The organism is Rhizobium sp. No.120 (assembly GCF_054558365.1).
The window spans coordinates 164,396-188,981 of sequence record NZ_BAAJNQ010000007.1; the positions used below are offsets into that span (position 1 = coordinate 164,396).

General features: G+C 60.4%; 18 protein-coding genes. 12 read left to right on the plus strand and 6 right to left on the minus strand.

Features of this window, described 5'->3' with window-relative positions; all coding sequences use genetic code 11:
* Positions 1-110: 110 nt before the first annotated feature.
* Positions 111-884 (minus strand): DeoR/GlpR family DNA-binding transcription regulator, encoded by a 774-nt coding sequence (locus tag ACYJRZ_RS20380; protein WP_459461947.1) that lies wholly within the window; start codon positions 882-884, stop codon positions 111-113.
* Between the two features lie 97 nt (positions 885-981).
* Between ACYJRZ_RS20380 and ACYJRZ_RS20385 the strand changes: the two genes are divergently transcribed.
* The 9 genes from ACYJRZ_RS20385 to ACYJRZ_RS20425 all read left to right on the plus strand — a co-directional run bounded on the left by ACYJRZ_RS20385 (position 982) and on the right by ACYJRZ_RS20425 (position 11,313).
* Positions 982-1,752, plus strand: a complete 771-nt coding sequence (locus ACYJRZ_RS20385) for an SDR family NAD(P)-dependent oxidoreductase (RefSeq protein WP_459461949.1) — start codon at positions 982-984, stop codon at positions 1,750-1,752.
* Positions 1,753-1,853: 101 nt separating this feature from the next.
* Positions 1,854-2,192: an ArsR/SmtB family transcription factor gene (locus ACYJRZ_RS20390; protein ID WP_459461951.1), complete on the plus strand. Its 339-nt coding sequence runs from the start codon at positions 1,854-1,856 to the stop codon at positions 2,190-2,192.
* Positions 2,193-2,262: 70 nt separating this feature from the next.
* Complete coding sequence (locus tag ACYJRZ_RS20395; protein WP_459461953.1) at positions 2,263-3,159, plus strand: LysR family transcriptional regulator; 897 nt, start codon at positions 2,263-2,265, stop codon at positions 3,157-3,159.
* Positions 3,160-3,317: 158 nt separating this feature from the next.
* Positions 3,318-3,797: a formate dehydrogenase subunit gamma gene (locus ACYJRZ_RS20400; RefSeq protein ID WP_459461955.1), complete on the plus strand. Its 480-nt coding sequence runs from the start codon at positions 3,318-3,320 to the stop codon at positions 3,795-3,797.
* Positions 3,794-5,350, plus strand: coding sequence for a formate dehydrogenase beta subunit (locus ACYJRZ_RS20405; RefSeq protein ID WP_459461957.1), 1,557 nt, complete (start codon positions 3,794-3,796; stop codon positions 5,348-5,350). The genes ACYJRZ_RS20400 and ACYJRZ_RS20405 overlap by 4 nt, the downstream gene beginning before the upstream one ends.
* Before the next feature lie 5 nt (positions 5,351-5,355).
* On the plus strand, positions 5,356-8,235 hold the full coding sequence (gene fdhF, locus ACYJRZ_RS20410; RefSeq protein ID WP_459461959.1) for a formate dehydrogenase subunit alpha: 2,880 nt from the start codon (positions 5,356-5,358) through the stop codon (positions 8,233-8,235).
* 229 nt (positions 8,236-8,464) lie between these two features.
* Positions 8,465-9,292 (plus strand): formate dehydrogenase accessory sulfurtransferase FdhD, encoded by an 828-nt coding sequence (gene fdhD / locus ACYJRZ_RS20415; RefSeq protein ID WP_459461961.1) that lies wholly within the window; start codon positions 8,465-8,467, stop codon positions 9,290-9,292.
* A complete protein-coding gene (locus tag ACYJRZ_RS20420) occupies positions 9,282-9,548 on the plus strand; it encodes a formate dehydrogenase subunit delta (RefSeq protein ID WP_459461963.1) in 267 nt (88 codons plus the stop codon). Before fdhD ends, ACYJRZ_RS20420 begins: the two co-directional genes overlap by 11 nt.
* A 103-nt stretch (positions 9,549-9,651) precedes the next feature.
* Positions 9,652-11,313, plus strand: a complete 1,662-nt coding sequence (locus ACYJRZ_RS20425; protein WP_459461965.1) for an OFA family MFS transporter — start codon at positions 9,652-9,654, stop codon at positions 11,311-11,313.
* Positions 11,314-11,385: 72 nt separating this feature from the next.
* Here the strand turns inward: ACYJRZ_RS20425 and ACYJRZ_RS20430 are convergent, their stop codons facing one another.
* The 5 genes from ACYJRZ_RS20430 to ACYJRZ_RS20450 all read right to left on the minus strand — a co-directional run bounded on the left by ACYJRZ_RS20430 (position 11,386) and on the right by ACYJRZ_RS20450 (position 20,503).
* Positions 11,386-11,862 (minus strand): chemotaxis protein CheW, encoded by a 477-nt coding sequence (locus ACYJRZ_RS20430; protein ID WP_095436032.1) that lies wholly within the window; start codon positions 11,860-11,862, stop codon positions 11,386-11,388.
* Between the two features lie 365 nt (positions 11,863-12,227).
* Positions 12,228-13,163: an arginase gene (gene rocF / locus ACYJRZ_RS20435; RefSeq protein ID WP_459461967.1), complete on the minus strand. Its 936-nt coding sequence runs from the start codon at positions 13,161-13,163 to the stop codon at positions 12,228-12,230.
* 537 nt (positions 13,164-13,700) lie between these two features.
* Positions 13,701-17,885, minus strand: a complete 4,185-nt coding sequence (locus ACYJRZ_RS20440; RefSeq protein WP_459461969.1) for a translocation/assembly module TamB domain-containing protein — start codon at positions 17,883-17,885, stop codon at positions 13,701-13,703.
* Between the two features lie 65 nt (positions 17,886-17,950).
* Positions 17,951-19,876: an autotransporter assembly complex protein TamA gene (locus tag ACYJRZ_RS20445; protein ID WP_459461971.1), complete on the minus strand. Its 1,926-nt coding sequence runs from the start codon at positions 19,874-19,876 to the stop codon at positions 17,951-17,953.
* A 318-nt stretch (positions 19,877-20,194) separates the two neighbouring features.
* Positions 20,195-20,503, minus strand: coding sequence for a YMGG-like glycine zipper-containing protein (locus ACYJRZ_RS20450; protein ID WP_459461973.1), 309 nt, complete (start codon positions 20,501-20,503; stop codon positions 20,195-20,197).
* 298 nt (positions 20,504-20,801) lie between these two features.
* Between ACYJRZ_RS20450 and ACYJRZ_RS20455 the strand changes: the two genes are divergently transcribed.
* The 3 genes from ACYJRZ_RS20455 (at position 20,802) to ACYJRZ_RS20465 (ending at position 24,533) form a co-directional block, all read left to right on the plus strand.
* The gene (locus ACYJRZ_RS20455) at positions 20,802-21,290 is read left to right on the plus strand and encodes a (2Fe-2S)-binding protein (RefSeq protein ID WP_459461975.1); all 489 of its coding nucleotides are present in this window, start codon (positions 20,802-20,804) and stop codon (positions 21,288-21,290) included.
* Between the two features lie 82 nt (positions 21,291-21,372).
* Positions 21,373-23,718, plus strand: coding sequence for a xanthine dehydrogenase family protein molybdopterin-binding subunit (locus ACYJRZ_RS20460; RefSeq protein WP_459461977.1), 2,346 nt, complete (start codon positions 21,373-21,375; stop codon positions 23,716-23,718).
* Between the two features lie 20 nt (positions 23,719-23,738).
* On the plus strand, positions 23,739-24,533 hold the full coding sequence (locus ACYJRZ_RS20465) for an FAD binding domain-containing protein (protein ID WP_459461979.1): 795 nt from the start codon (positions 23,739-23,741) through the stop codon (positions 24,531-24,533).
* Positions 24,534-24,586 lie beyond the last annotated feature (53 nt).

Consider the following 24,586-nt stretch of genomic DNA (forward strand, 5'->3'; position numbering starts at 1 on the left):
CCCTCCACAAAGGTCAGCCATCCTCTGAAGATGGAAAATCGAAACTAATCCATCTAAAGCGAAACAGATACGAATGTCAAACGAACGTTTGGTGGCTTAAAATGCGCTGATCAGGTGGATCTGCGAGCGGTTTCAACGAGATGCACATCATGCTCCAGAGCTATGGAGCGCAAGGATTCAATGCTGCATTCGTCTGTCACGAAGGTATGAACCTGCGAGAGATGACCGATGCGAACCGGAGCGGTTCGTTCGAACTTTGTGCTGTCGGCGACCAGTATGACGTGCCGGGCATTGGCTATGATGGCCTGCGCCACTTTCACTTCGCGAAAATCGAAATCCAGAAGTGCGCCGTCTGGATCGATCGCCGAGGCGCCGATGACAGCATAGTCCACCTTGAACTGTTTGATGAAATCGACGGCGGCCTCGCCGACGATGCCGCCATCCGAGCCGCGCACGACCCCGCCGGAAATGACGACCTCGATGGAGGGGAAGATGCGCAACTTGTTGGCAACGTTGATATTATTGGTAATGACCATCAGTTCATGGTGGCCAAGAAGCGCCTCTCCGACTGCTTCCGTCGTCGTGCCGATATTGATGAAAAGCGAGCTGTTGTTGGGAATCAAGCTCGCTGCGGCGCGGCCGATCGCCTGCTTTTCGGGCGCAGCGATGGAGCGTCTCGCCTCATATTTCACGTTCTCGGTTCCGCCGGGAAAGATTGCGCCGCCATGCACGCGCGATAGAACGCGGCCGTCGCAGAGATCGTTCAGATCCTTGCGGATGGTTTGCGGCGTGACCGAGAAGCGCAACGCCAGTTCCTCGACGAGTACTCGTCCTTCCGCCTTGGCGATGTCGAGAATCTCGGTCTGACGTCCGGATAGGAACATGGTTTTCGCTCCCTTTCTTTCGTTTTTTCGTCATCATATGGTAAAGTGAAAATTCCGCAATTACTGACGCGCGAATTGTGCGATTTGGGAGGATTTCGTGTTTCATCCGAAGCTGTTCGAAAATCGCAATGTGGTCGTCACCGGCGCCGGCCGTGGCATCGGGCTGGAGGTCGCGCGGCAGTTTCTCGATTGCGGCGCTCATGTCCTTGCCCATATCGGCCGTGATGCAGGGCGCCAATTGCCCGATTTCCTGATGGAAGCGGAGGCCGAGCGCCGTGCATTCCTGATTGCCGGTGATTTCGCCGCGGGCAATGGTACGCGCGATTTCGTCGATTCTGCCGGCGAGCGCTTCGACCGTATCGACGTGCTGGTCAATAATGCCGGTACCATGGTCGGGCGATTCCCTGCCGGCGAGCTGACGGATGAACAATATGAGCAGATCGTTCATCTCAATCAAACTTCCGTCATGGAAGTGACGAGAGGATTGTTGCCGCTGCTGCGGGCCGCCCGGCAGGCGGCAATCGTCAACACGGTTTCGATTTCGGCGCTGACCGGCGGCAGCCCGGGATCGGCGATCTATTCCGCCTCGAAGGCCTTTGTCGCGACCTACTCGAAAGGGTTGGCGCGCGAGCTGGCGCCTGATGGCATCCGGGTCAATTGCGTCTCCCCCGGCACGATAGCAACCGATTTTCATGAGCGTTATTCATCGAGAGAGAAGCTGGAGCAGACGCGCAAATCGATCCCGCTTCAGCGCCTGGGCACCCCCGAAGATTGCGCGCCCGCCTATCTCTTTCTCGCAGCACCCCTGCTTTCCGGCTACATCACCGGGCAGGTCATCGAGATCAACGGCGGACAGCTTATCTGCTGATAAAACGGACCTTTTTTGGTTTTCCGCGTCTTTTTTGAATCAGCTTCTGATTTGATAATATTATAAATATTCCCTGGGGGATTCTTATTAGAGGCTGTGATATGTCGTCGTCTCTACCGCAGGGCGGTGCAGCGGAACGTGATGTTGAGGAAATGACCGACAGGGCGCGAAAGTCGAGCGCCCTGCTGAAAGCACTATCGCATGAGACGCGCCTGGCGATTCTCTTCATGCTGGCCAAGAACGAGAAAACGGTGATGGAACTCGAGGCTCTTCTTGACCTGCCGCAGGCTGTCGTTTCGCAGCATCTGGCGCGCCTTCGTCTGGATAAACTCGTCGATACGCGCCGCGAAGGGCGTCTCATTCATTATGCCGTCGCGCGGTCGGAAATCTGCGCCGTGGTTGATTCGCTGCAGAAGGCTTTCTGTCAGGGCGAATGTTGACATCTGTAGCAGCCTTGCATGTTGCGTTCACCGGGCTGTCGGTCTAACCCTTTCACTTCGGGAGAGCGGGATGATCGACAAGCTGGAATTCTTCATCGCGCTGGCGAATCAGAAGCATTTCGGGCGCGCGGCCGAGGAATGCGGCGTGACGCAGCCGACATTGTCGGCGGCGATCAGGCAATTGGAAGATCAGCTCGGTGTGATGCTCGTCAGCCGCGGTTCGCGCTTTCAGGGCCTGACGCCCGAGGGGCAGCGTGTGCTGGAATGGGCTCGCCGCATCGTCGGCGACAGCCGCACCATGCGCGAGGAGATGCGGGCTGCGCGCAAGGGCCTTGCCGGCCATATCCGGATCGCCGCCATTCCGACAGCACTTGCCATGGTGCAGAAAATCACCACGCCTTTCCAGGAAAGACATCCGGACGTCACCTTCTCCATCTTATCGCGCAATTCGCTGCAGGTTTTGAGCCTGCTTGAAAATCTCGAGATCGATGCCGGCATTACCTATCTGGAAAACGAGCCGCTTGGCCGCGTCACCAGCGTGCCGCTCTATGCCGAGCGCTATCACCTCATCACCGCGGCAGGCAGCCCATTTTCTGAGCGCGAGACTGTCACCTGGAAGGAGGTCGGCGATCTTCGGCTTTGCCTATTGACTGCCGACATGCAGAATCGCCGCATCATCAATCGGCATCTTGCCGAGGCAGGCGCAACGGCGAGGCCGACGCTGGAATCTAATTCGATGATCGTGCTGTTTTCGCATGTGCAGACCGGTCGCTGGGCGAGCATCATGCCGAAGAATATTGCCGATTCATTCGGTTTTCCGGCGGATATTCACAAGATTCCAATCACGGAGCCTGACGCCGAGCATCTGGTTGGCTTGGTCGCCACCCATCGTGAACCCTTTACGCCCCTCGTCTCCGCCTTGTTGCACGAGGCGAGATTGCTCGCGGAAGAGAACGGAAGTCGATAGAAATTTCCTATCGAGTGACGGGACTGCCTTATTGATCCCTGGCCGTCTCCCTGCGAGCTTATCCCTGTGGCGTGTCGATCGCGCGCCGGAGGAAATGCCGCATAGATTCCCCGAAGATTCGCCTTCGATTTTCGGAAGCTATGCGCGGGAGGCTGCTAATGAGCTTGAATCAGGCCGCGGGCGATGTCGCAACCCGGGCCGGCACCATCATCGATAGCATGAAATCGATGGAGGGGCCGCTTTTGCCGATCCTGCATGGGATCCAGGAAGAATTCGGTTATGTGCCGCAGGATGCGTTGCCGCTGATCGCCAAAGCACTGAACCTCTCCCGCGCCGAAGTGCACGGTGTCATGACCTTCTATCACGACTATCGCGATCATCCGGCCGGCCGGCATGTCCTGAAGCTCTGTCGCGCCGAGGCCTGTCAGTCGATGGGCGGCGATGGGCTGGCCGAGCGTATCAAGCGGCTGCTCGGCATCGATTTTCATCAGACCACGCTCGATGGCGGTGTGACGCTGGAGCCGGTCTACTGTCTCGGGCTTTGCGCCTGCGCTCCGGCTGCGATGCTCGACGGCGAACTCTATGGCCGGCTCGACGACGAAAGCGTTGACGACCTTGTAAAGGAGGCGCGCCAATGACGATCACCATCTATATTCCCCGCGACGCCGCCGCCCTTTCGCTCGGCGCGGAGAAAGTGGCGCAAGCCGTCACGCAGGAAATTGCCAAACGCGACCTCGATGCGCGCATCGTGCGCAACGGCTCGCGCGGCATGTTCTGGCTCGAGCCCCTGGTCGAAGTCGAAATCGACGGCAAGCGAATCGGCTATGGGCCTGTGAAAGCGAAGGATGTCTCCGCATTGTTCGATGCCGGGCTCGCTGAAGGCGGCGAGCATCCGCTCTGTCTTGGGGAGGTCGAAAACCTCCCATTCCTCAAAGAACAGACCCGCCTGACTTTTGCCCGCTGCGGTATCACAGACCCGCTTTCGCTGCAGGATTATGAGGCCCATGGCGGGCTGAAAGGTCTGCGTCGCGCCATCGGCATGGCTGCTGGCGATATCGTCAAGGACGTCACCGATTCCGGCCTGCGCGGCCGTGGTGGCGCAGGCTTCCCGACCGGTATCAAATGGAAGACGGTGCTCGATGCGCCGGGGACACGCAAATATATCGTCTGCAACGCGGACGAGGGCGATAGCGGCACCTTCGCCGACCGGATGATCATGGAGGGCGATCCCTTCGTGCTGATCGAGGGCATGGCGATTGCAGGCCTCGCGACCGGTGCGACCAAGGGCTTCGTCTATACGCGCTCGGAATATCCGCATGCGATAGCCGCGATGACGGAAGCGGTCGAAATCGCCCGTAAGGCTGGTATTCTCGGCGCATCCGTGCTCGGCTCAGGCAAAGCCTTCGACATGGAAATCCGCACTGGTGCTGGCGCCTACGTCTGCGGCGAGGAAACGGCGCTGCTGAATAGCCTTGAAGGTAAGCGCGGCGTCGTGCGCGCCAAACCGCCGCTGCCGGCGCATAAGGGCCTGTTCAATTGTCCCACCGTCATCAACAACGTGATCTCGCTCGCCTCTGTCCCCGTCATCCTGGACAAAGGTGCTGCCTTCTATCGCGATTTCGGCATGGGTCGGTCGCGCGGCACGATCCCGCTGCAGATCGCCGGCAACGTCAAGCATGGCGGCCTCTATGAAACCGCCTTCGGCCTTTCGCTCGGCGATATCATCGACAGGATCGGCGGTGGCACGGCGACAGGGCGACCGGTCAAGGCCGTGCAGGTGGGTGGGCCGCTGGGAGCCTATTTCCCGCGGGCCCTGTTCGACACGCCTTTCGATTATGAATCCTTTGCTGCCAAGGACGGCCTGATCGGTCATGCCGGCATTGTCGTCTTCGACGATACCGCCGACATGCTGAAGCAGGCGCGTTTCGCGATGGAATTCTGCGCCGTCGAAAGCTGCGGCAAGTGCACGCCCTGCCGCATCGGCTCGACGCGCGGCGTCGAGACGGCCGACAAGATCGCTCAGGGGATCGAGCCTGAGAAGAGCAAGGAGCTGCTTGCCGATCTCTGCAACACGATGAAGTTCGGTTCGCTCTGCGCACTCGGCGGCTTCACGCCCTATCCCGTCATGAGCGCGATGACTCATTTCCCGGAGGATTTTTCTCCGGCTCCCTTGATTGAAGCGGCGGAGTAAGATCCATGTCCCTCGTTCCAGAAATCGATTACGGCACGCCGGCCTCCACCTCCGAAACCATGGTGACGCTCACCATCGATGGTCGCCAGATCACGGTGCCCGAGGGTACGTCGATCATGCGCGCCTCGATGGAAGCAGGTATTCAGGTGCCGAAGCTCTGCGCCACCGACATGGTCGATGCCTTCGGCTCCTGCCGCCTCTGTCTCGTCGAGATCGAGGGCCGCAACGGCACGCCCGCCTCGTGCACGACGCCTGTCGCACCGGGTCTCGTCGTCCACACGCAGACGGGCCGTCTGAAGGATATCCGCCGTGGCGTGATGGAGCTCTATATCTCCGACCATCCGCTCGACTGTCTGACCTGCGCCGCCAATGGCGATTGCGAGCTGCAGGATATGGCCGGCGCCGTTGGCCTGCGTGATGTGCGCTACGGCTATGAGGGCGACAATCACGTCAAGGCGCGCAACAACGGCGACATCAATCTGAAATGGATGCCGAAGGACGAGTCGAACCCCTATTTCACCTATGACCCGTCGAAGTGCATCGTCTGTTCGCGCTGCGTGCGCGCCTGCGAGGAAGTGCAGGGCACGTTTGCGCTGACCATCGAGGGCCGTGGCTTCGGTTCGCGCGTCTCTCCCGGCATGCATGAGCATTTCATCGATTCGGAATGCGTTTCCTGCGGCGCCTGCGTGCAGGCCTGCCCGACCGCGACACTGACTGAAAAATCGGTCATATCGATCGGCCAGCCGGAGCATTCGGTCGTCACCACCTGCGCCTATTGCGGCGTCGGCTGTTCCTTCAAGGCGGAAATGCGCGGCGAGGAGCTGGTGCGCATGGTGCCGTGGAAAGACGGTCAGGCCAATCGCGGCCATTCCTGCGTCAAGGGCCGCTTCGCCTATGGCTATTCGACACACAAGGACCGCATCCTCAACCCGATGGTCCGCGAGAAGGTGACCGATCCCTGGCGTGAAGTGACCTGGGATGAGGCCCTTGCCCATATCGCAACCGAGTTCAAGCGGCTGCAGTATCAGTATGGCCGCGATTCCATCGGCGGTATCACCTCCTCGCGCTGCACCAATGAGGAAACCTATCTGGTGCAGAAACTGGTGCGCGCCGGCTTCGGCAACAACAATGTCGATACTTGCGCACGCGTCTGCCATTCTCCCACAGGTTACGGCCTCGGCCAGGCCTTCGGCACCTCGGCCGGTACGCAGAATTTCGATAGCGTCGAGCATTCGGATGTCGTCATCGTCATCGGCGCCAACCCGACGGACGGTCATCCGGTCTTCGGTTCGCGCCTGAAGAAGCGGCTGCGCCAGGGCGCCAAGCTCATCGTCATCGATCCGCGCCGCATCGATCTGGTGCGCACGCCTCATGTCGAGGCGAGCTATCACCTGCCGCTGAAGCCTGGCACCAATGTCGCCGTGATGACGGCGCTGGCGCATGTGATCGTGACGGAAGGCCTATTCGACGAGAAATTCATCCGCGAGCGCTGCGACTGGTCCGAATTCGAGGATTGGGCCGCCTTCGTTTCCGAGCCGCAGCACAGCCCGGAGGAAACGGAGAAATATACCGGCGTTTCTCCGGAACTCGTGCGTGGCGCCGCTCGTCTGTTTGCCAAGGGCGGCAATGGCGCGATCTATTACGGCCTCGGTGTCACCGAACACAGCCAGGGCTCGACCACGGTCATGGCGATCGCCAATCTCGCCATGGTGACGGGCAATATCGGCCGTCCGGGCGTCGGCGTAAACCCGCTGCGCGGACAGAACAACGTGCAGGGCTCCTGCGACATGGGCTCCTTCCCGCACGAGCTGCCAGGCTATCGCCACATCTCCGACGATGCGACCCGCGATATCTTCGAAAAGCTCTGGGGCGTGAAGCTCAACAATGAGCCGGGCCTGCGTATCCCGAACATGCTGGATGCCGCCGTCGACGGTACCTTCAAGGGCATCTATATCCAGGGCGAGGATATTCTTCAGTCCGATCCTGATACCAAACATGTCGCAGCCGGCCTTGCTGCGATGGAATGCGTCGTCGTCCACGACCTCTTCCTGAACGAGACGGCCAACTACGCGCATGTCTTCCTGCCCGGGTCGACCTTCCTGGAAAAGGACGGCACCTTCACCAATGCCGAGCGCCGCATCAATCGCGTGCGCAAGGTCATGACCCCGCGCAACGGCTATGCCGACTGGGAAGTGACGCAGAAGATGGCGCAGGCCATGGGCCTTGGCTGGAACTACACGCATCCCTCCGAAATCATGGACGAAATCGCCGCGACGACGCCGAGCTTCGCGCTCGTCTCCTACGACTATCTGGAAAAGATGGGCTCGGTGCAGTGGCCCTGCAACGAGAAGACGCCGCTCGGCTCGCCGATCATGCATGTCGATGGCTTCGTGCGCGGCAAGGGCAAGTTTATCCGCACCGAATATGTCCCGACGGACGAACGCACCGGCCCTCGCTTCCCGCTGTTGCTGACGACCGGGCGCATTCTCAGCCAGTACAATGTCGGCGCTCAGACGCGGCGTACCGAGAACGTCGTCTGGCACGCCGAGGATCGCCTGGAGATCCATCCGCACGATGCCGAGCAGCGCGGCATCCGCGAGGGCGACTGGATCCGGCTCAGCAGCCGCTCCGGCGACACGACGCTTCGGGCGCTGATTACTGATCGTGTTGCCCCCGGTGTCGTCTACACCACCTTTCATCATCCGGATACGCAGGCGAACGTCATTACGACAGACTATTCCGACTGGGCGACGAACTGCCCGGAATACAAGGTGACGGCCGTGCAGGTCTCGCCGTCGAACGGCCCGTCACAGTGGCAGGTCGAGTATGATGAACAGGCCCGGCAGTCGCGGCGCATTGTCGGGAAGATGGAGGCCGCGGAGTGAGTTTTAGGATGTGGCGAAATACCCCCCTCTGTCACTTCGTGACATCTCTCCCACAAGGGGGGGGATTGGTAGCTAGCGGGATGCTCTCGGCGCAATCTTATATTGTATCTGTAGAGGTTGCAGCTTATTGTTTAGCGGATAAAGAGCGTCAAATTCCCAACGATCTCCCCCCGCGTGGGGGAGATGTCGCGACAGCGACAGAGGGGGGTACTTTCCGCCCCACCCACCAATGACCAAATTCACCCCCACCATAACCGTTCCCGAGACTGCCCGTCGCAACGGCCTGGTGCGGTCCGGCTCCCGCATCGTCCCCCAGGAAGTGCCGATCGCTTTTTCCTATGGCGGCACCTCGCATGCGGTCATGATGGGGACGCCTGCCGATATCGAAGATTTTGCCGTCGGCTTCAGTCTCACAGAGGGCATCATCACCAATATCGATCAGATCGCCGCTATCGAGCCGGTCGAGGACGAGGAGGGGATCGATGTGCAGATCGCCCTGGTCGATGACGCCGCGGATGCGCTGCGGCTGCGCCGCCGCCATATGGCAGGCCCTGTCGGCTGCGGCCTCTGCGGCATAGAATCGATCGAGCAGGCCGTGCGCAAGGTGCCGGACGTCTCGACGGTTGCTTTAAAGCTGACGCAAAAGGATATCGTTCGCGCGGTCGCGCTGCTTAACGATGCGCAGCCTCTGCATCGCGAGACGCACGCCGTGCATGGCGCTGGCTTCTATATCCCGTCCGAGGGTCTACTTGCCGTGCGCGAGGATGTCGGCAGGCACAATGCGCTCGACAAGCTTTGCGGTGCGGTTGTCCGTTCCGGCCATAAAGGCGCGGATGGCTTGGTCGCCGTCACCAGCCGCCTCTCCGTCGAGATGGTGCAGAAGGCAGCGATATTGGGGAGTTCCGTGCTGGTTGCCATTTCCGCGCCGACGGCGCTTGCCATTCGCACGGCCGAGGAGGCCGGCATGACGTTGGTGGCGCTGGTGCGCGGCGATGATTTCGAGATTTTCACCCATCCGCATCGCATCATCACGGGGAGCATCGCCGATGTCGCCTGAGGAAACGCCGCACGGCAAGACCGAAACCAAGCTTATCTATATGGCGAACCAGATTGCCACCTTCTTCAAGACGCAGCCGGCGGGCGAGGCGGTGCAGGGTGTAGCTACGCACATTAACAAATTCTGGGAGCCGCGCATGCGGAGACAGCTGTTCGCGATCATCGATCATGGCGACAGTGGGCTGAACCCTTTGGTCCTGGAGGCGGCCTCGCTCATCCACAGGCCGGCGCCGGCCGAGGAAATTAAGTCGGCTTAATACTAGCACAGATGGCGCATTGGGATGGAGAGTGGAGGCTCTATCGTCGAATGCGATTCCTTTGAGGAAGGGTGCCGGTCTTTAAAGCAAGGAGGAGTTGTTCATGACGGCTGCGGATACGAATATTTCCCGAGGGACGGCGACGGCGGGTCTGCTCGACCGTGAGCGAATTATCGCCAAGCCGGGCTTCAACCGGTGGCTCGTGCCGCCGGCGGCATTGGCGATCCATCTCTGCATCGGCATGGCCTATGGTTTCAGCGTGTTCTGGCTGCCGCTCTCCAAGGCGCTCGGTACGCCGACTCCAGCCCCTGCAGAATGCGCCAGCCTCAATCTTCTCACTGCCCTGTTCACGACAAGCTGCGATTGGCGCGTCAGCGATCTTGGTTGGATCTATACGCTGTTCTTCGTACTGCTCGGCTCCTCCGCCGCCATCTGGGGCGGGTGGCTTGAGAAGGTCGGGCCGCGCAAGGCCGGCGTGGTGGCTGCCTGCTGCTGGTGCGGCGGTATCCTGATCGCGGCCGTCGGCGTCATCTTCCATCAGCTCTGGATCATGTGGATCGGCGCCGGCGTCATCGGCGGTATCGGGCTTGGTCTCGGCTATATCTCGCCGGTGTCGACACTGATCAAATGGTTTCCGGATCGGCGCGGCATGGCGACCGGCATGGCAATCATGGGCTTTGGCGGCGGCGCGATGATCGGGGCACCTCTTGCGAGTTTGCTGATGAACCACTTTCGCACGGATGGATCGGTGGGCGTCTGGCAGACCTTCATCGTCATGGCGGCCATCTATTTCGTCTTCATGATGGGCGGTGCTTTCGGTTATCGCATGCCGCCGGCCGGCTGGCGTCCTGTGGGCTGGGCGGCACCCGCGGCCAAGAGCTCAATGATCACCACCAAGCATGTACATCTCCGAGATGCGCATAAGACCAAGCAGTTCTGGCTGATCTGGGCGGTGCTTTGCCTTAACGTCTCGGCGGGCATCGGCGTCATCGGCATGGCCTCGCCTATGCTGCAGGAGATTTTCGGCGGAGCCTTGATCGGCCTGCCGGACGTGAAATTTGCCGATCTCAGCAAGGATCAGATCGCCAGCGTGGCTGCCATCGCCGCCGGCTTTGCCGGGCTGCTGTCGCTCTTCAATATCGGCGGCCGCTTCTTCTGGGCATCGCTCTCCGACAAGATTGGCCGCAAGAACACCTACTATTGCTTCTTCGTCATAGGCATTGCGCTCTATGTCCTGGCTCCCTGGGCAGCAGGCATCCATAGCAAAGTGCTGTTCGTCGGTGCGCTTTGCATCATCCTGTCGATGTATGGCGGCGGCTTCGCTACCGTTCCCGCCTATCTCGCCGATATTTTCGGCACGCAGTTCGTCGGTGCGATTCATGGCCGATTGCTGACGGCCTGGGCGACGGCGGGGATCATCGGGCCGGTCGTGGTCAATTATATCCGCGAGGCACAGAAGGCAGCGGGTGTCGAAGGTGCGCAGCTCTACACCTTCACTATGTATATTCTTGCGGGCATGCTGGCTCTGGGCTTGATCGCCAATTCGCTGGTCAAGCCGCTCTCGGATAAATGGTTCATGTCGGACGAGGAGGTGGCGGCGCTGCAGGCAAAGACCGCCGCCGCCAATGCAGGCCCCACTGGCTCTTTCGGCATTGGCAGGGGCGGTTTCGACGGCAAGGCGCTGGTCGCCTGGGCATTCGTCGGCATTCCGCTCCTCTGGGGCGTATGGGTGACGATCAAGAGCACCTACTCGTTGTTCGGCTAAACGATCCTCTGTAAGACGACGAGGCCGCCCCGAAAGGCCGGAGCGGCTTCTTTAAAAAATCGACCTGCGAAGTTAAGCGGCGAGCTCGTCTGTTTCGTTTTCCTTGAACATCTTGGCGAGGTTCAGGAAGCAGATCATTCCGTTTTCCGTGGCGATGATACCTTCGCAATAGGCGCGATCGAAGGAGGCGGTCACTTCCGGTACGGGCTGTACCTGGCTGGAGGCGATCGTCAGAATGTCGGAGACGCGGTCGACCAGCATGCCGATGACCATGTTGTGCACTTCGGCGACGACAATGGCGCTGCGCTCGTTGGCGACCGTGCTCTGCATGCCGAGCTTGTAGGCGAGATCGATGATCGGGATCACCGAGCCGCGCAGGTTCATGACGCCGATGACGTCGGCCGGCGCATGCGGGATCGGCGTCGACGGCGCCCAGCCGCGGATTTCGCGGATCGTGGTGGTCTTGACGCAGAACTCCTGATCATGCAGCCGGAAGGCAATGATTTCCAGAGTATCGCCGCTGAAGCTGGTGGAATTGATCGTGGCCATGAACGTTCTTCCCATTGAACCCGTGACGCCGATGCGGCGCGTTATTGGCACGATAGCGAAAGAAGATTGCTTAAACCTAAACCTATACAAGCGGTTTCGTAGTATTGGCTGGCAAAGCCAGATGCTGGAAGTATGGAGGTTGTAAAGGGAGATTGATCACCCGCCCTCGTGGTTCGAGGCCGCTCACGCATCACCTCACCATGAAGGCTGATCGCTTCGCTCTGCTGCCAAAGAACGTAGCTATATCGAGGAAGGGATTATTCCACCCCCATCCTGAGCTTGTCGAAGGACGAGGGTGGCCCTAGTGAGGACTGGTTCGCTCACCGGCGAAGCGTATTCGATTTCTCTGCCGGCCAGATAGCGCCTCAAGCGGCCCGAGTTGGGCGATCGAAGATGCGCCGGCCGAAGAGGCTTGCGGCCATTTCCACCAGCACGCGGGCGCTCTTGCCGCGATCATCAAGGAAGGGGTTGAGCTCGACGAGATCGAGGGAGGAGACAAGATTGCTGTCCGAGAGCATTTCCATGATGAGGTGCGCTTCGCGATAGGTGGCGCCGCCAGGCACCGTGGTTCCGACGCCCGGTGCGATATCGGGATCAAGAAAATCGACATCAAAGCTGACATGCAGCAGGCCGTTGGCTTCGCTGACGGTATCGAGCACCTTGCGCATGATGGCGGCGACGCCTTGCTCGTCGAGGGAGCGCATGTCGAAGACGTTGACGCCGTGTTCTCGGATTTCCTCGCGCTCGCGCGGGTCGACGGAGCGGATGCCGACCTGGAAGACATTCGTCGGATCGACCAGCGGCCGTCCTGCCGGCAGAACACCCTCGATCTCGGCTTCGCCGCAAAAGAATGCGACGGGCATGCCGTGAATATTGCCCGAGGGCGAAGTGGCGGGGGAATTGAAATCGGAGTGCGCGTCAAGCCACAGCACGAAGAGCGGACGGCCGACCTCCGCCGCGTGGCGGGCCATGCCGGAGACGCTGCCCATGGAGAGGCTGTGGTCACCGCCCAGGATCAGCGGGAAGCCGCCGGACGATGCAACATCATAGACCTTTGCTTCCAGCGCACGAGTGAAAGCACCGACGATCTTCAGATTATGAGCGTGGGGATGATCCGGCAGGTCTGCGGCCGGCGCCGGATGCAGGTCGCCGCTATCCGTGACGCGATGGCCAAGTTCCGTCAGCGTGGTTTCGATGCCGGCGATGCGGAGCGCCGTTGGACCCATGCCGGCGCCGCGGCGGCCTGAGCCTTCTTCGAGGGGAACGCCGATCAGGGTAACGGGAGTAGATTGCGTATTCATCGGCATAGCTCCGAGGGTTAGAGCGCTTCCGGAAAAGCCAGCAGCGGCTTTGCCCGAGACGGCATGAAAACAATGAGATAGATCAGTTCAAAGATTCCATGAAGAGCCGAACCGGTCTGAATTATGTTGGCGTTTATTATCATTGTCCGGATGACAGCAAAAAGACGGAAAATTGTCCAGAATCGACCGCCTTTCGACAGATTGATCAATCCGATTGTGCAGAATGACAAGCATATGGACGATCTTGATGCGATCTCGCCTCGTACGACGAGATGCTACGCCCTATCAGGTTCATCAACGGCATCAATCATCGCTTCCAGGAAAAATACCATCCGCCCTCTTGCTTCGAGGCTTCGGCCCTTCAACGGGCTCAGCAGCCAACGCGCCTCAGCATGAGGGCTAATCTCCTGAGCGCGCCCCGCAAAATTCTCTCCGCCTCACTCTTGAGGTGCTTTGACGGTTGAGCGTCAGCGAGTGCGCAAGGTCTCGAAGGGCGAGGTGGCCACTATTGGCATCAACAGAAAGTTGGCTGATCCCTCAATATTCATGCTCGTAGACGACGCCGGCTTCCCCCGCGCCGTCAGATCCCGCCGCGCCGCGCAGCTTCACGCCGCGCCCGACGTTGAAATTGATAATGGCCTTGGTGTTGTTTGAGGCGCCCTGCTGCAGCTCGATATAGGTGCGGCTGTTGAGATATTTACCGGCACCGACCTGTGCTTGGCCGTTCGCATCCGTGGAGATATCGAGATCGTCGACACCGAGATGGCTGCGTAGCCCTTCGAACAAGGAGGTCGAGCGTCCGCCGGCGAGCTGGCTGGCGGCATCTGCGAGTTGGGCGATCTGCATGGCCGATAGTTTCGACATGGATTGACCGAAGATCAGCTGTGCCAGCACTTCGTCCTGCGGCAAAGCCGGAGAAGACGAGAAGCTGATCTGAGGATCGGTCGCAAGACCGGTGACATCGACCGTGATCGTGGTGGAGCCTGCCGTGGACGTCGCTTCCATGTTGAGTGCCGGCGTCAGGTCGCCGCCGAAGGTGATCTTGCTGCTATCGGTGAAATCAAGCCGGCGACTCAAGATGGTCAGACGTCCACGCCGCATGGCGAAGCCGCCGGATACGATTGGTTCGGCTGCCGTGCCGCGAACCGTGATATTGCCGCCAAGTTCGGCATCGATGCCGCGGCCACGGACGAAGATCTGCGAGGGGGCATCGAGTTGCAGATCAATGCCGAGGGTCGTCGATTTGCTGCGCGGCGCCTCCGGCTTCTGGTCCTTGAATTGGGCCTTGACTGCAGCCGGAGCATTCTTGTGCTTGATGTTGATTTCCGACAGCGATGCCGGCAGCTTTTGCGGCACGGTAATCGACGCCTTGCTGATCCGGAGGTTGCCCGTCAGCATCGGAGCGGTCATCAGCGGACCCTTGATACCGAGCGTGCCGTTGACCGTCGCGGTGACGAGGGTTCCGTCCACATAGGTGGCGTTGTTGAATTTCATCTGGATATCGGTAGGGAAACCGCTATCCGGAGCAATGCCGACCGTGCCGCTGCCGGAAACGCTGCCGCCGCTGGTAAGGTTGCCGCTCAGCCGCGAGATGACCGCCTGCTTGCCGTCGAGCGTAACAGTGACTGCTAGGCCGTTGAGCGTCAGGTTTCGCCGCACATCGACCAGCTTGGCGCCGTCGGCGGTGATCGTGCCTGTAATGGCGGGTGCCGCTGTCGTGCCACCGATCTGCATGTCGATCCTGGCGGTGCCTGTCATGACGAGGCCCTGAGCGGCCAGCTGGCCTGCCAAGGCGTCGAACGGCAGATTACCGGTAAACCTCAGCGCCATCGCTTTGTTGCCTACAATAGCAACGGTGCCGCCGCCATTCAGTGCTAGCCCGCTTTGACCGGTCAGGTTGGTGTTGATGGTCACGACATTGTCGGCGAATTTGCCGTCGGCCTTGATGCCGAGCGCGGCGAGGCCGGCGGATTTCGTCTGGCTTGTTGCCGCCCCCGACCAATTGGTCTGGAAGACGACGGCCGGCGAGGCTGCCTTGCCGGTGACGGCCACTGTGCCCGAAATGACGCCCTCCGCCGCAAGCGTCGGCGCAAAGACATTGGCCAGGCTCGCCGGCAGGTTGGCGATCTTCGCATTGATGTTCAGGACCTGCCCGGCGGTGCCATCAACGGTCACCGAACCGCCACCGGTCTGAAGGGTCAGGCCGTTCAGCGAGGCGATGCCGTCCTTGATGACGATCTTCGTCGGCGACGCGAGCTTCACTGGAATCGTGCGCGGCGCGCCGACAAAAGAATCGAGATTGACCGTCGTCTGGCCGCCAGCCGTCTCGACGCTGCCGTGAGTCGTCAGCGGCGCGTTGTCATAGGCCGATTTCAGATCGAAATCCGTGCGGCTGCCCTGCTGGGTGAAGGTCAGATTGAGATCGGCGATGCGGTTGGCGCCGGAGGCGATCGTATCGGCGCGGATGCTGCCATTTGCGGAGAAGGCCTTGAGATCATCGACGGCAAGCGCCACGACCGGCTTGCTGATAACGAGATCGTCGCGGCGGATACCATTGCCATTGGCGTTGACCTTCAGGCCGATCTTGCCGTTGGCGCTGGCGATATCAAGCGAGCCTTTGAGGTCACCCTCGGCCTTCTGCCCGGCAAGTGCGGCCAGCAGGCTGAGATCCGGCAGATCGAAGGTCAGTGCGCCTGTTGGCTCGAAGCTCGGCGACAGATCCAGCTTGCCCTGCAGCTTGTTGGTGCCGATTTCGGCCGCCAGCGATGGGATGCTCGTGCGGCCATCCTTGGAAACGGCGTCGGCGGTGAGGCGGATCGGCTTGCCATCGATTGCGCCGCTCGCTTGAACCTTTGCTTGCGGAGCTTTGGGGTCCGCGGTACCGGTCACGCCGATATCGAGCGTATCGAGCAGCCGTCCCGCCAGCTTGACGTTGACGGCCTTGACGGTCGCGTCGATGCCGAGTGCAGAGAGCGGACCCTTCGCCTTAAGACCAATATCGGCCTGTCCCTGCGCATTCGGGACGAGCTTCGAAAGGTCGAGGACCTTGCCGGATAGATCTGTGGTCAGCGATTGGTCGTTGAGCGCGAGATTGCCGTTGATCTCCGCGACGTTGGATTTCACCGCAAGATTGGAGAGCGTCATCTTGGTTGGCACCGTGCCGGCGACCTGGCCCTCCAGGGAGATCGTACCTTCGAACTTGTTCGATACGCCGTCGGGTAGCACGCCGGGCAGGGCAAAGAGCTTGAAATTGCCCGTCAGCGCCTTTGAAGACAGCGTATATTTGCCGTTGATGGTGCCGCCGATGCTGGCGCTTTCCAATGTCGTATTATTGAAGCCGATCGTATCGGACGAGAGCTGCAATGGCGCAGTCAGCGCAACTGGCGCGCGGATGAGACGATTGAGGTCAGGGCTCACGAAAGCCGTCTGGCCGACAACCAGGCGAAGCTGCAGCGGGCCGGACATGCCGGTGAGATTAAAGGCATCGCTACGGGCACTGAGATTGATCTGTCCGATGTTGCCCTGCGGCGTGCTCGCGCTGTCGAGAGCAGCTTTCGCATCGATCTTCACCGATTGCGCCGCACCCGTCAGTGCGATGTCGACCCGGGAGATCAGAGCGCGTGCCTCGCCATTTTCCATCGGCCAACGGAAGTCGACAGGGCCTGAGGTGCCGATCAGATTGGCATTGAGGCTGTTGTTGCCGGCGGGATCCAGCGTGCCCGATGCAGCAAGCACGGCGCTGCCTGTGGCGAGATTGCCGGTCTGGATATCGATCTTGCCCTTGCCGTCGAAGGCCGCGGAAAGATCAATCGTCGTCTGACCGGCAAAGAGCGCCCGCAGGGTCGGCGGCAGCAGCGAATCGACATCGCCGCCGCCCTTGACGTCGATATGGTGCAGGCCGTCGGCCGAGAGGCTGTGGTGGCCGGTGATGGCGACCGTCGGCTTACCGTCGAGTGCCGCCTGCAGCTTGCCGGCCCAGTTGGAGAGGGGGCCATCGCCGGAAAGATCAATATTGACGGCAGGACCGCCCGGCAGGTGCAGCAGCCCGGCCAGCATGCCGTCGCGCGGCTCGGAGATCTGCGTCTTCAGTTTCAGCTTGTTGTCGGCCGGAGCAAAGGCGAGATCGGCGGAAAGCTTGGCATCGGGCACGTCATGGCGGCTGGCGTTGATCACGAGGCCCATGCTGCTGTTGTTTGCCTTGACGCTGCCATTGGCGGCGAGAACGAAATCCTGTCCCGCGACGGCCTGTCCGATGCGAAGATCAGGCAGAGCTATGGCGCCGATATCGACAGCAACAGGAAGCGAGAAGCCGCTGCTTCCCGTCGATTGGGTTTCCGCGGCAGGTGTGGCGGTCGAAACCGGCAGACGTTTGAAGTCGACAACATCGGCCGCGACGCGATCGGCATGGAAGGTACCGGTCAGCAAGGAGGATGGCGACCAGTCGATGGCAAGGTTCTGCACCGTGGCATAGGTGCCCTTCGTGTCCGCAACCGTGATGGCACCAACCCTCAGATTTCCGTCGAGCAGCCCGGAAGGCGCTGTGATGGTAATGGTGCGATCTGGGGTCGAGGCAAGCTTTGCCACTTGATCGACAGCATAGCCGGTTGCTGAGGGTACCAGCCCGACGACGAGCACAGCCGCGATCACGAGCAAGAGGATTGCCACGATCGCATAAGCGACCCAGCGCACCAATTTCCCGAGGATTCGAATCAATATGCTCATGAAAGCGACAGTAACCTCAATTTCGTAACCGTGTGCTGAAACGTCCGCGACAACTATACGGTCTGTCAGAAAGCCTGGCCGATGCCGGCATAGATGCCATAAGATGTGCCATTGTCATATTTCTTCAACGGCACGGCGACATCGAGCCTGATCGGACCGAAGGGCGTAGCGTAGCGCAAGCCGACGCCAGCGCCAATGCGCAGGTCGGACGCGTCGGGCAAGACGCTGTCGGTGACGCTGCCCATATCCACAAAGGGTACGACGCCGATCGTGTCGGTAATCTTCACCCGCGCTTCGAAGGATGCGGTCACGTAGGAGCGCCCGCCGGTTTCGTCACCGTGAGAATTATAGGGCGAGATTTCCTGATAGCTGTAACCGCGCACCGAGCCGCCGCCGCCGGCATAGAAACGCCGGGTCGCGGGAATGTCCTCGATGCTGTTTGCGCCCAGCAGCGAGCCCGCAGCCAACTTGCCGGCGAAGACCACGTTGTTGTTGGCGCCTATGCCCTTGTAACCCGTGATCGAGCCTTCGAAGGAGCTGAAAACCGTGCCGCCCATCGCCTCATAGCTGGGCTTGGCGCTGATGGAGGCACGATAACCTTCGGTTGGATCCAGCTTGTTGTCGCGTGTGTCCCTGATGTATTCGAGCGGGATCGCCACCGTCAGGTAATTATGCTTTCCGAAAGCATCGGTGGTATCGGATTCACAGGACACCTCGCCGCCGGCAGATACCGTATCCTGATCGTTGATTTCATAGGCAAGGCTGCCGCTTGCCGTCGCGGTATTAGCGTCGTAGGCGTCCGGATGCAGGCTCTGCATCTTGAGGCCGGCCGTGAAGGTCGCCGAAGGATAGAAGGTCGCAGGCCTGACATAGGTGATGCCGGCCATGTAGTCGAACTGGCCGACATCGGTCGTTTCACCGATGCGGGAGATGGAGCCCTCGATGCGCAGCGAATCCGCGCGTCCGGTCAGATTGCGGTGTCCCCAATAGCCCTGCAGGCCGAAGCCGTCGATGGTGGAATATTGTGCGCCGACGCCAAAGAAGCGCTGCTTGCCTTCCGATACCTCGATGGTCGTCGGAATGCTGCCATCCGGCGCCAACTTGTCAGCCTCGCGGATGGTAACGCTCGAGAAGACGCCGAGCTTTCTCAGGCGGTCCGACGCCTTCTTCAACTCGTCGGGCGAGTAGGGCTTGCCTTCATTGATGCGGGCGTAACGCTTGATGAAATCCGGATCAACAGATTTCTGGCCGGTAACGCCGACATTGCCGAAGGGAGCGACGGGGCCGCTATCGACCTTCAGCGAGACATCGACGGTATTGCTCGAATGATCGGCGACGACATCGCGCTTGTCGAGCTTGGCGAGCGGATGCCCTTCGTTCTTGAAGTCGGCGACCATCTTGTCGCCCGCCTTCAGAATGGTCAGCGAGCCTGCATCGCCGCCGCGCACGAGGCCATAATTGGTGGGGTCGAGCCTCGCGGCGTCGCCGAGCAGGTTTATCTTGCCGAGTTTGAAAACCGGGCCGGGATCGACGCTAATCGTGACCGCAACAGGCTTGGCGCGGCTGAAGCTCGGTGTCGGCGGCAAGGCATCGAGGGGAGTGCCGTTGATGGTGATGGTGACCACCCCGCCATAACGGGCCTTTTCGTAAAGTGTGGCTATCAGACGGTCGCGATCGTCACGCGCCTTTACGACGACGCCGAGGTCACCGGAGACCGGCTTGTCCTTGTCGGAAACCAGCATCGAGCTGTCGTTCAACGCGTCCTTAAGATCCTTGTCGAGATTGTCGGCCTTGAAATCGACCGTGTAGCGCACGGGATCGGACACTTGATCCGTCGTTTCGTCTTCACCCCAGAGCTTGATGCCGAAGAGCTTGAATGCAAAGGCATTTTGGGCGCACACCGGACCGAGCGCCAGCACTGCCGCAACCGCTGCCACGGTTCCTGCCTGCCGATACGCAATACTCTTTCTCGGTTCAGTTCTTTTATGCATACGCCGCTTTACGGTTACATGAGAACTTACTCAGTTTGACGTTTCCCGGGAGTTAACGCGCGGCCACCATAGAGGCAAAAGTCTCTCAGGTGTACCGTTTTGGAGTCAAAAACGGGGAAAAGATAACCTCTTGCGGGTAAAAAGCCCGCATTTCAGGACGGGATTCCACATATTGCCGTGGGTTGAAGAATGGCGCATCGGAGTTGTCCCTACGAGCTCCGGCATGGCTGTCGTGCCGACATCAAACCCTTGGTCGCCGGAATCAAAAAAGTCCCGGACTTGCGGTCCGGGACTTCAACAATTTCAGTGAAAGATCGATCAATAGCCGCCGTAGCCGCCACCATAACCACCACGATAGCCGCCATAACCACCGCGCGGGCAATCGTCGATGTAGCGACGACCGTAGCGGTCACGATAGTAGCATTGGCCGGGCTGCTCCCGGACGCTGCCGATGACTGCACCGGAAAGGCCGCCGATTGCGGCACCAACGGCCGCGCCACGGACATTGCCGGTCACGGCTCCGCCGATGATCGCGCCACCGGCCGCGCCGATGCCTGCGCCCTGTTCGGTCGGCGTGCAGCTTGCGATAGACAAGCCGACCAATGCGAGCATAAGAACTTTCTTCATTTACTCTCTCCAACGTTAGTTAAGCCGAACCCCGGCCAACGTCGTCCCAATTCTTCAGCTCCACCACGATGGGCTGTCTTTACAGTCCTACAGCGATAGAAAATATCGTGCAAAATATGATTGTCTATTGGTAGATAGCAGATTTTTTATTGCTGAAAAAAGGCGGCTTCTCGTCTTAAGAAGAAAACCGCTTGCCACGAGGCAGAAAATCCGCCACCCCTCTAAAGTAGAGGTTGATTGGATTGCGAAAAAGTCAAATGATGCGCCTTGCCTCTGGAGGAGAGGCGAGGAGGAAAATATGGCAAAAGTGACTTTGACGGTGAACGGCCGTTCGGTCAGCGGCGAGTGCGAGGATCGTACGCTGCTTGTCCATTTTATCAGGGAAAAACTCGGCCTGACAGGAACGCATGTCGGCTGCGATACCAGCCAATGCGGCGCCTGTGTCATCCACATGGACGGCAAGTCGGTGAAGAGCTGTTCGATCCTGGCCGTTCAGGCTTCCGGCTCCAAGATCACAACCATCGAGGGTCTGGCAGCCAATGGCGAGCTGCATCCGGTCCAGGCAGCCTTCAAGGAGCATCATGGCCTGCAATGCGGTTTCTGCACTCCGGGCATGGTGATGACAGCGGTCGACATGATCAACCGTCATGGCGGCAAGCTCGACGAAAAAACCGTTCGCAGCGAGCTCGAAGGCAATATCTGTCGATGCACCGGTTATCATAACATCGTCAAGGCGGTGCTTTCAGCCAATGCCGAGATGAATGCCGCAAGCCAAGCGGCCGAATAGAGTTTCACCGAGACCGTCTGGCTAAACGCCTGGACTGTAATCTTGGCGGATTGCCGGGCCCGGAACCCCAATGGAGGATGTGATGGGCGTTGAAGGCATTGGCGCGCGTGTGGCGCGCAAGGAAGACAAGCGATTTCTGACGGGCAAGGGGCGCTACACCGACGATATGGTGACGCCGGGAATGAAATACGCCTATTTCGTTCGCAGCCCGCATGCACATGCCAGGATCAAGGGCATCGACGCGTCGGCGGCTCTTTCCATGCCGGGCGTGATCGGCGTACTCGACGGCAAGCAGCTGCTTGATGATGGCATAGGCAATCTGATCTGCGGCTGGATGATCCATTCCCGTGACGGCTCCCCGATGAAGATGGGCGCGTGGCGGCCGCTGGCGGTCGATACTGTCCGCTATGTCGGCGATGCCGTCGCCATCGTCGTGGCCGACAGCCTTGGCGAGGCACGCGATGCGGCGGAAGCCGTAGCGGTCGACTATGAGGAACTGCCTGCCGTCGTCGAGGCGGTGGACGCGCTGAAAGCCGGCGCACCGCAAATCCATCCGGAAGCGGCAAACAACCTCATTTTCGACTGGGAGCTTGGCGACGCAGCGGCGACCGACAAGGCAATTGCGGAAGCCGCGCACGTCACCGAAATCGAGATTCATAACAACAGGCTTTCGCCGAATGCCATGGAGCCACGCGCCACGCTCGGCATCTACGATGCAGCCGAAGACCATTATACCTGCTACACGACCAGCCAGAACCCGCATGTGGCCCGGCTGGTCATGAGCGCCTTCTACAATGTCGCGCCGGAAAACAAGCTGCGCGTCATCGCGCCCGATGTCGGCGGCGGCTTCGGCTCGAAGATCTATATCTACCCGGAAGAAATCGTCTGTCTCTGGGCGTCTAAGAAGACCGGCGTGCCGGTCAAATGGACGGCGGATCGCACGGAGGCCTTCCTGACCGACGCCCATGGTCGCGACCATGTCTCCAAGGTGAAGATGGCCTTCGATGCGCAAAACCGCATGACCGCTCTGAAGGTCGATACGATCGCCAATCTCGGCGCCTATATGTCGTTGTTCTCGTCAGCGGTGCCGACCTATCTTTATGCGACGCTGCTGTCGGGGCAATATGCCATTCCGGCGATCCATGCCAATGTCCGCACGGTCTATACCAATACCGTGCCAGTCGACGCCTATCGCGGGGCAGGGCGGCCGGAGGCGACCTATCTGCTGGAGCGCACGGTGGAAACGGCCGCGCGCGAACTCGGCGTTTCGCCGGCGGAACTCCGGCGGATCAACTTCATTCGCTCCTTCCCCCACCAGACGCCCGTCATCATGAACTACGATGCCGGCGATTATGAAGCATCGCTCAACGCCGCCATGCAGCAGGCTGATTGGGCCGGCTTCCCGGCCCGCAAGGCGGATGCCGCCCGCCGCGGCATGAAGCGCGGCATCGGCATGAGCTGCTACATCGAAGCTTGCGGAATTGCGCCCTCGCAGGCGGTGGGATCGCTCGGGGCCGGCGTCGGCCTCTGGGAATCGGCCGAGGTGCGGGTGAACGCGGTCGGCACGATCGAAGTGCTCACCGGTTCGCACAGTCACGGCCAGGGACACGAGACGACGTTTGCCCAGCTTGTGGCCGATCGCATCGGCGTGCCGATCGACAGCGTTTCCATCGTCCATGGCGATACCGACAAGGTGCAGATGGGGATGGGCACCTATGGTTCCCGCTCGGGTGCCGTCGGCATGTCCGCCGTCGTCAAGGCGCTCGACAAGGTGGAGGCGAAGGCGAAGAAGATCGCCGCGCATCTGATGGAGGCCGACGAAAGCGACATCGTCATCGAGAATGGCGAGTTGAAGGTGGCGGGCACCGACAAAACCTTGCCCTGGTTCCAGGTAGCGCTCGCCTCCTATACCGCCCACAATCTGCCTGCAGGTATGGAGCCGGGCCTCAAGGAAACCGCGTTCTACGATCCGGCAAACTTCACCTTCCCGGCCGGTTGCTACATCTGCGAGGTCGAGGTGGACCCGGAAACGGGCAAGACGGAGATCGTGCAGTTTGTCGCGGCCGATGACTTCGGCAATATCATCAATCCGATGATCGTCGAGGGGCAGGTGCATGGCGGCATCGCACAGGGCATCGGCCAGGCGCTTCTGGAAGGTGTGCACTACGACGAGAGCGGCCAGCTTCTGACGGCGAGCTTCATGGATTACACCATGCCGCGCGCCGACGATCTGCCGTCCTTCCAGCTTTCGCACCAGAACACGCCGTGTCCGAACAATCCCCTAGGGATCAAGGGATGCGGCGAGGCGGGCGCGATCGGCTCGCCGCCGGCGCTGATCAACGCCATCACCGATGCGATCGGCAACAACAGGCTGACCATGCCGGCGACCCCGCTAAAGGTGTGGGAAGCGGCGCGGGCCACGGCCTGAAACGAGAGGAGGATAGGACAATGTATGCAACGAATTACCATCGCGCCTCCTCGGTCGACGAAGCCGTCAAGCTTCTGTCTGATGCCGATGAAGGCAAATATGTCTCCGGCGGCATGACGCTGATCGCCACCATGAAACAGCGTCTGGCATCGCCGAGCGATCTCGTGGATCTCCGGCATATCCCTTCGATCAAGGGGATCCGCGTCGATGGCCGCAGGGTCACGATCGGCGCGGCGACCACCCATGCGGAGGTCGCCTCTTCGGCACCGATCCGTGCCGTCTGTTCCGCGCTTTGCGACCTTGCCGGCATGATCGGCGATCCGCATGTCCGGCATATGGGCACGATCGGCGGCTCCGTCGCCAACAACGATCCGGCGGCGGATTATCCGTCAGCGATGCTGGCGCTGAATGCCACCATCGTCACCGACCGGCGCCAGATCGCGGCCGACGCTTTCTTTCGGGGTCTGTTCGAGACGGCGCTAGAAGGGGCGGAGCTCATTACTTCCATCGCCTTCGACGCGCCGGAACGGGCAGGCTATGCCAAGTTCCCCAACCCCGCCTCGCGCTACGCGATGACGGGGGTCTTCGTCGCCAAGGGGGCAGGGGGCGTGCGCGTTGCAATTACCGGTGCCGGCGCAAACGGCGTGTTCCGTCATGCCGAGCTCGAGCAAGCGCTTGCGACGAACTGGCTGCCGGATGCTGTTACGGGCGTAACGGTCGATCCGTCATCGTTACTGTCAGACCTGCATGCAACGGCGGAATACCGTGCCAATTTGATCAAAGTCATGGCCAAACGCGCCGTGGCTGCGGCATAGAGTTAGCCACGAACAGGCTCGGAGCGGGGGTTTATCCTCCGCTCCGGAGAGAG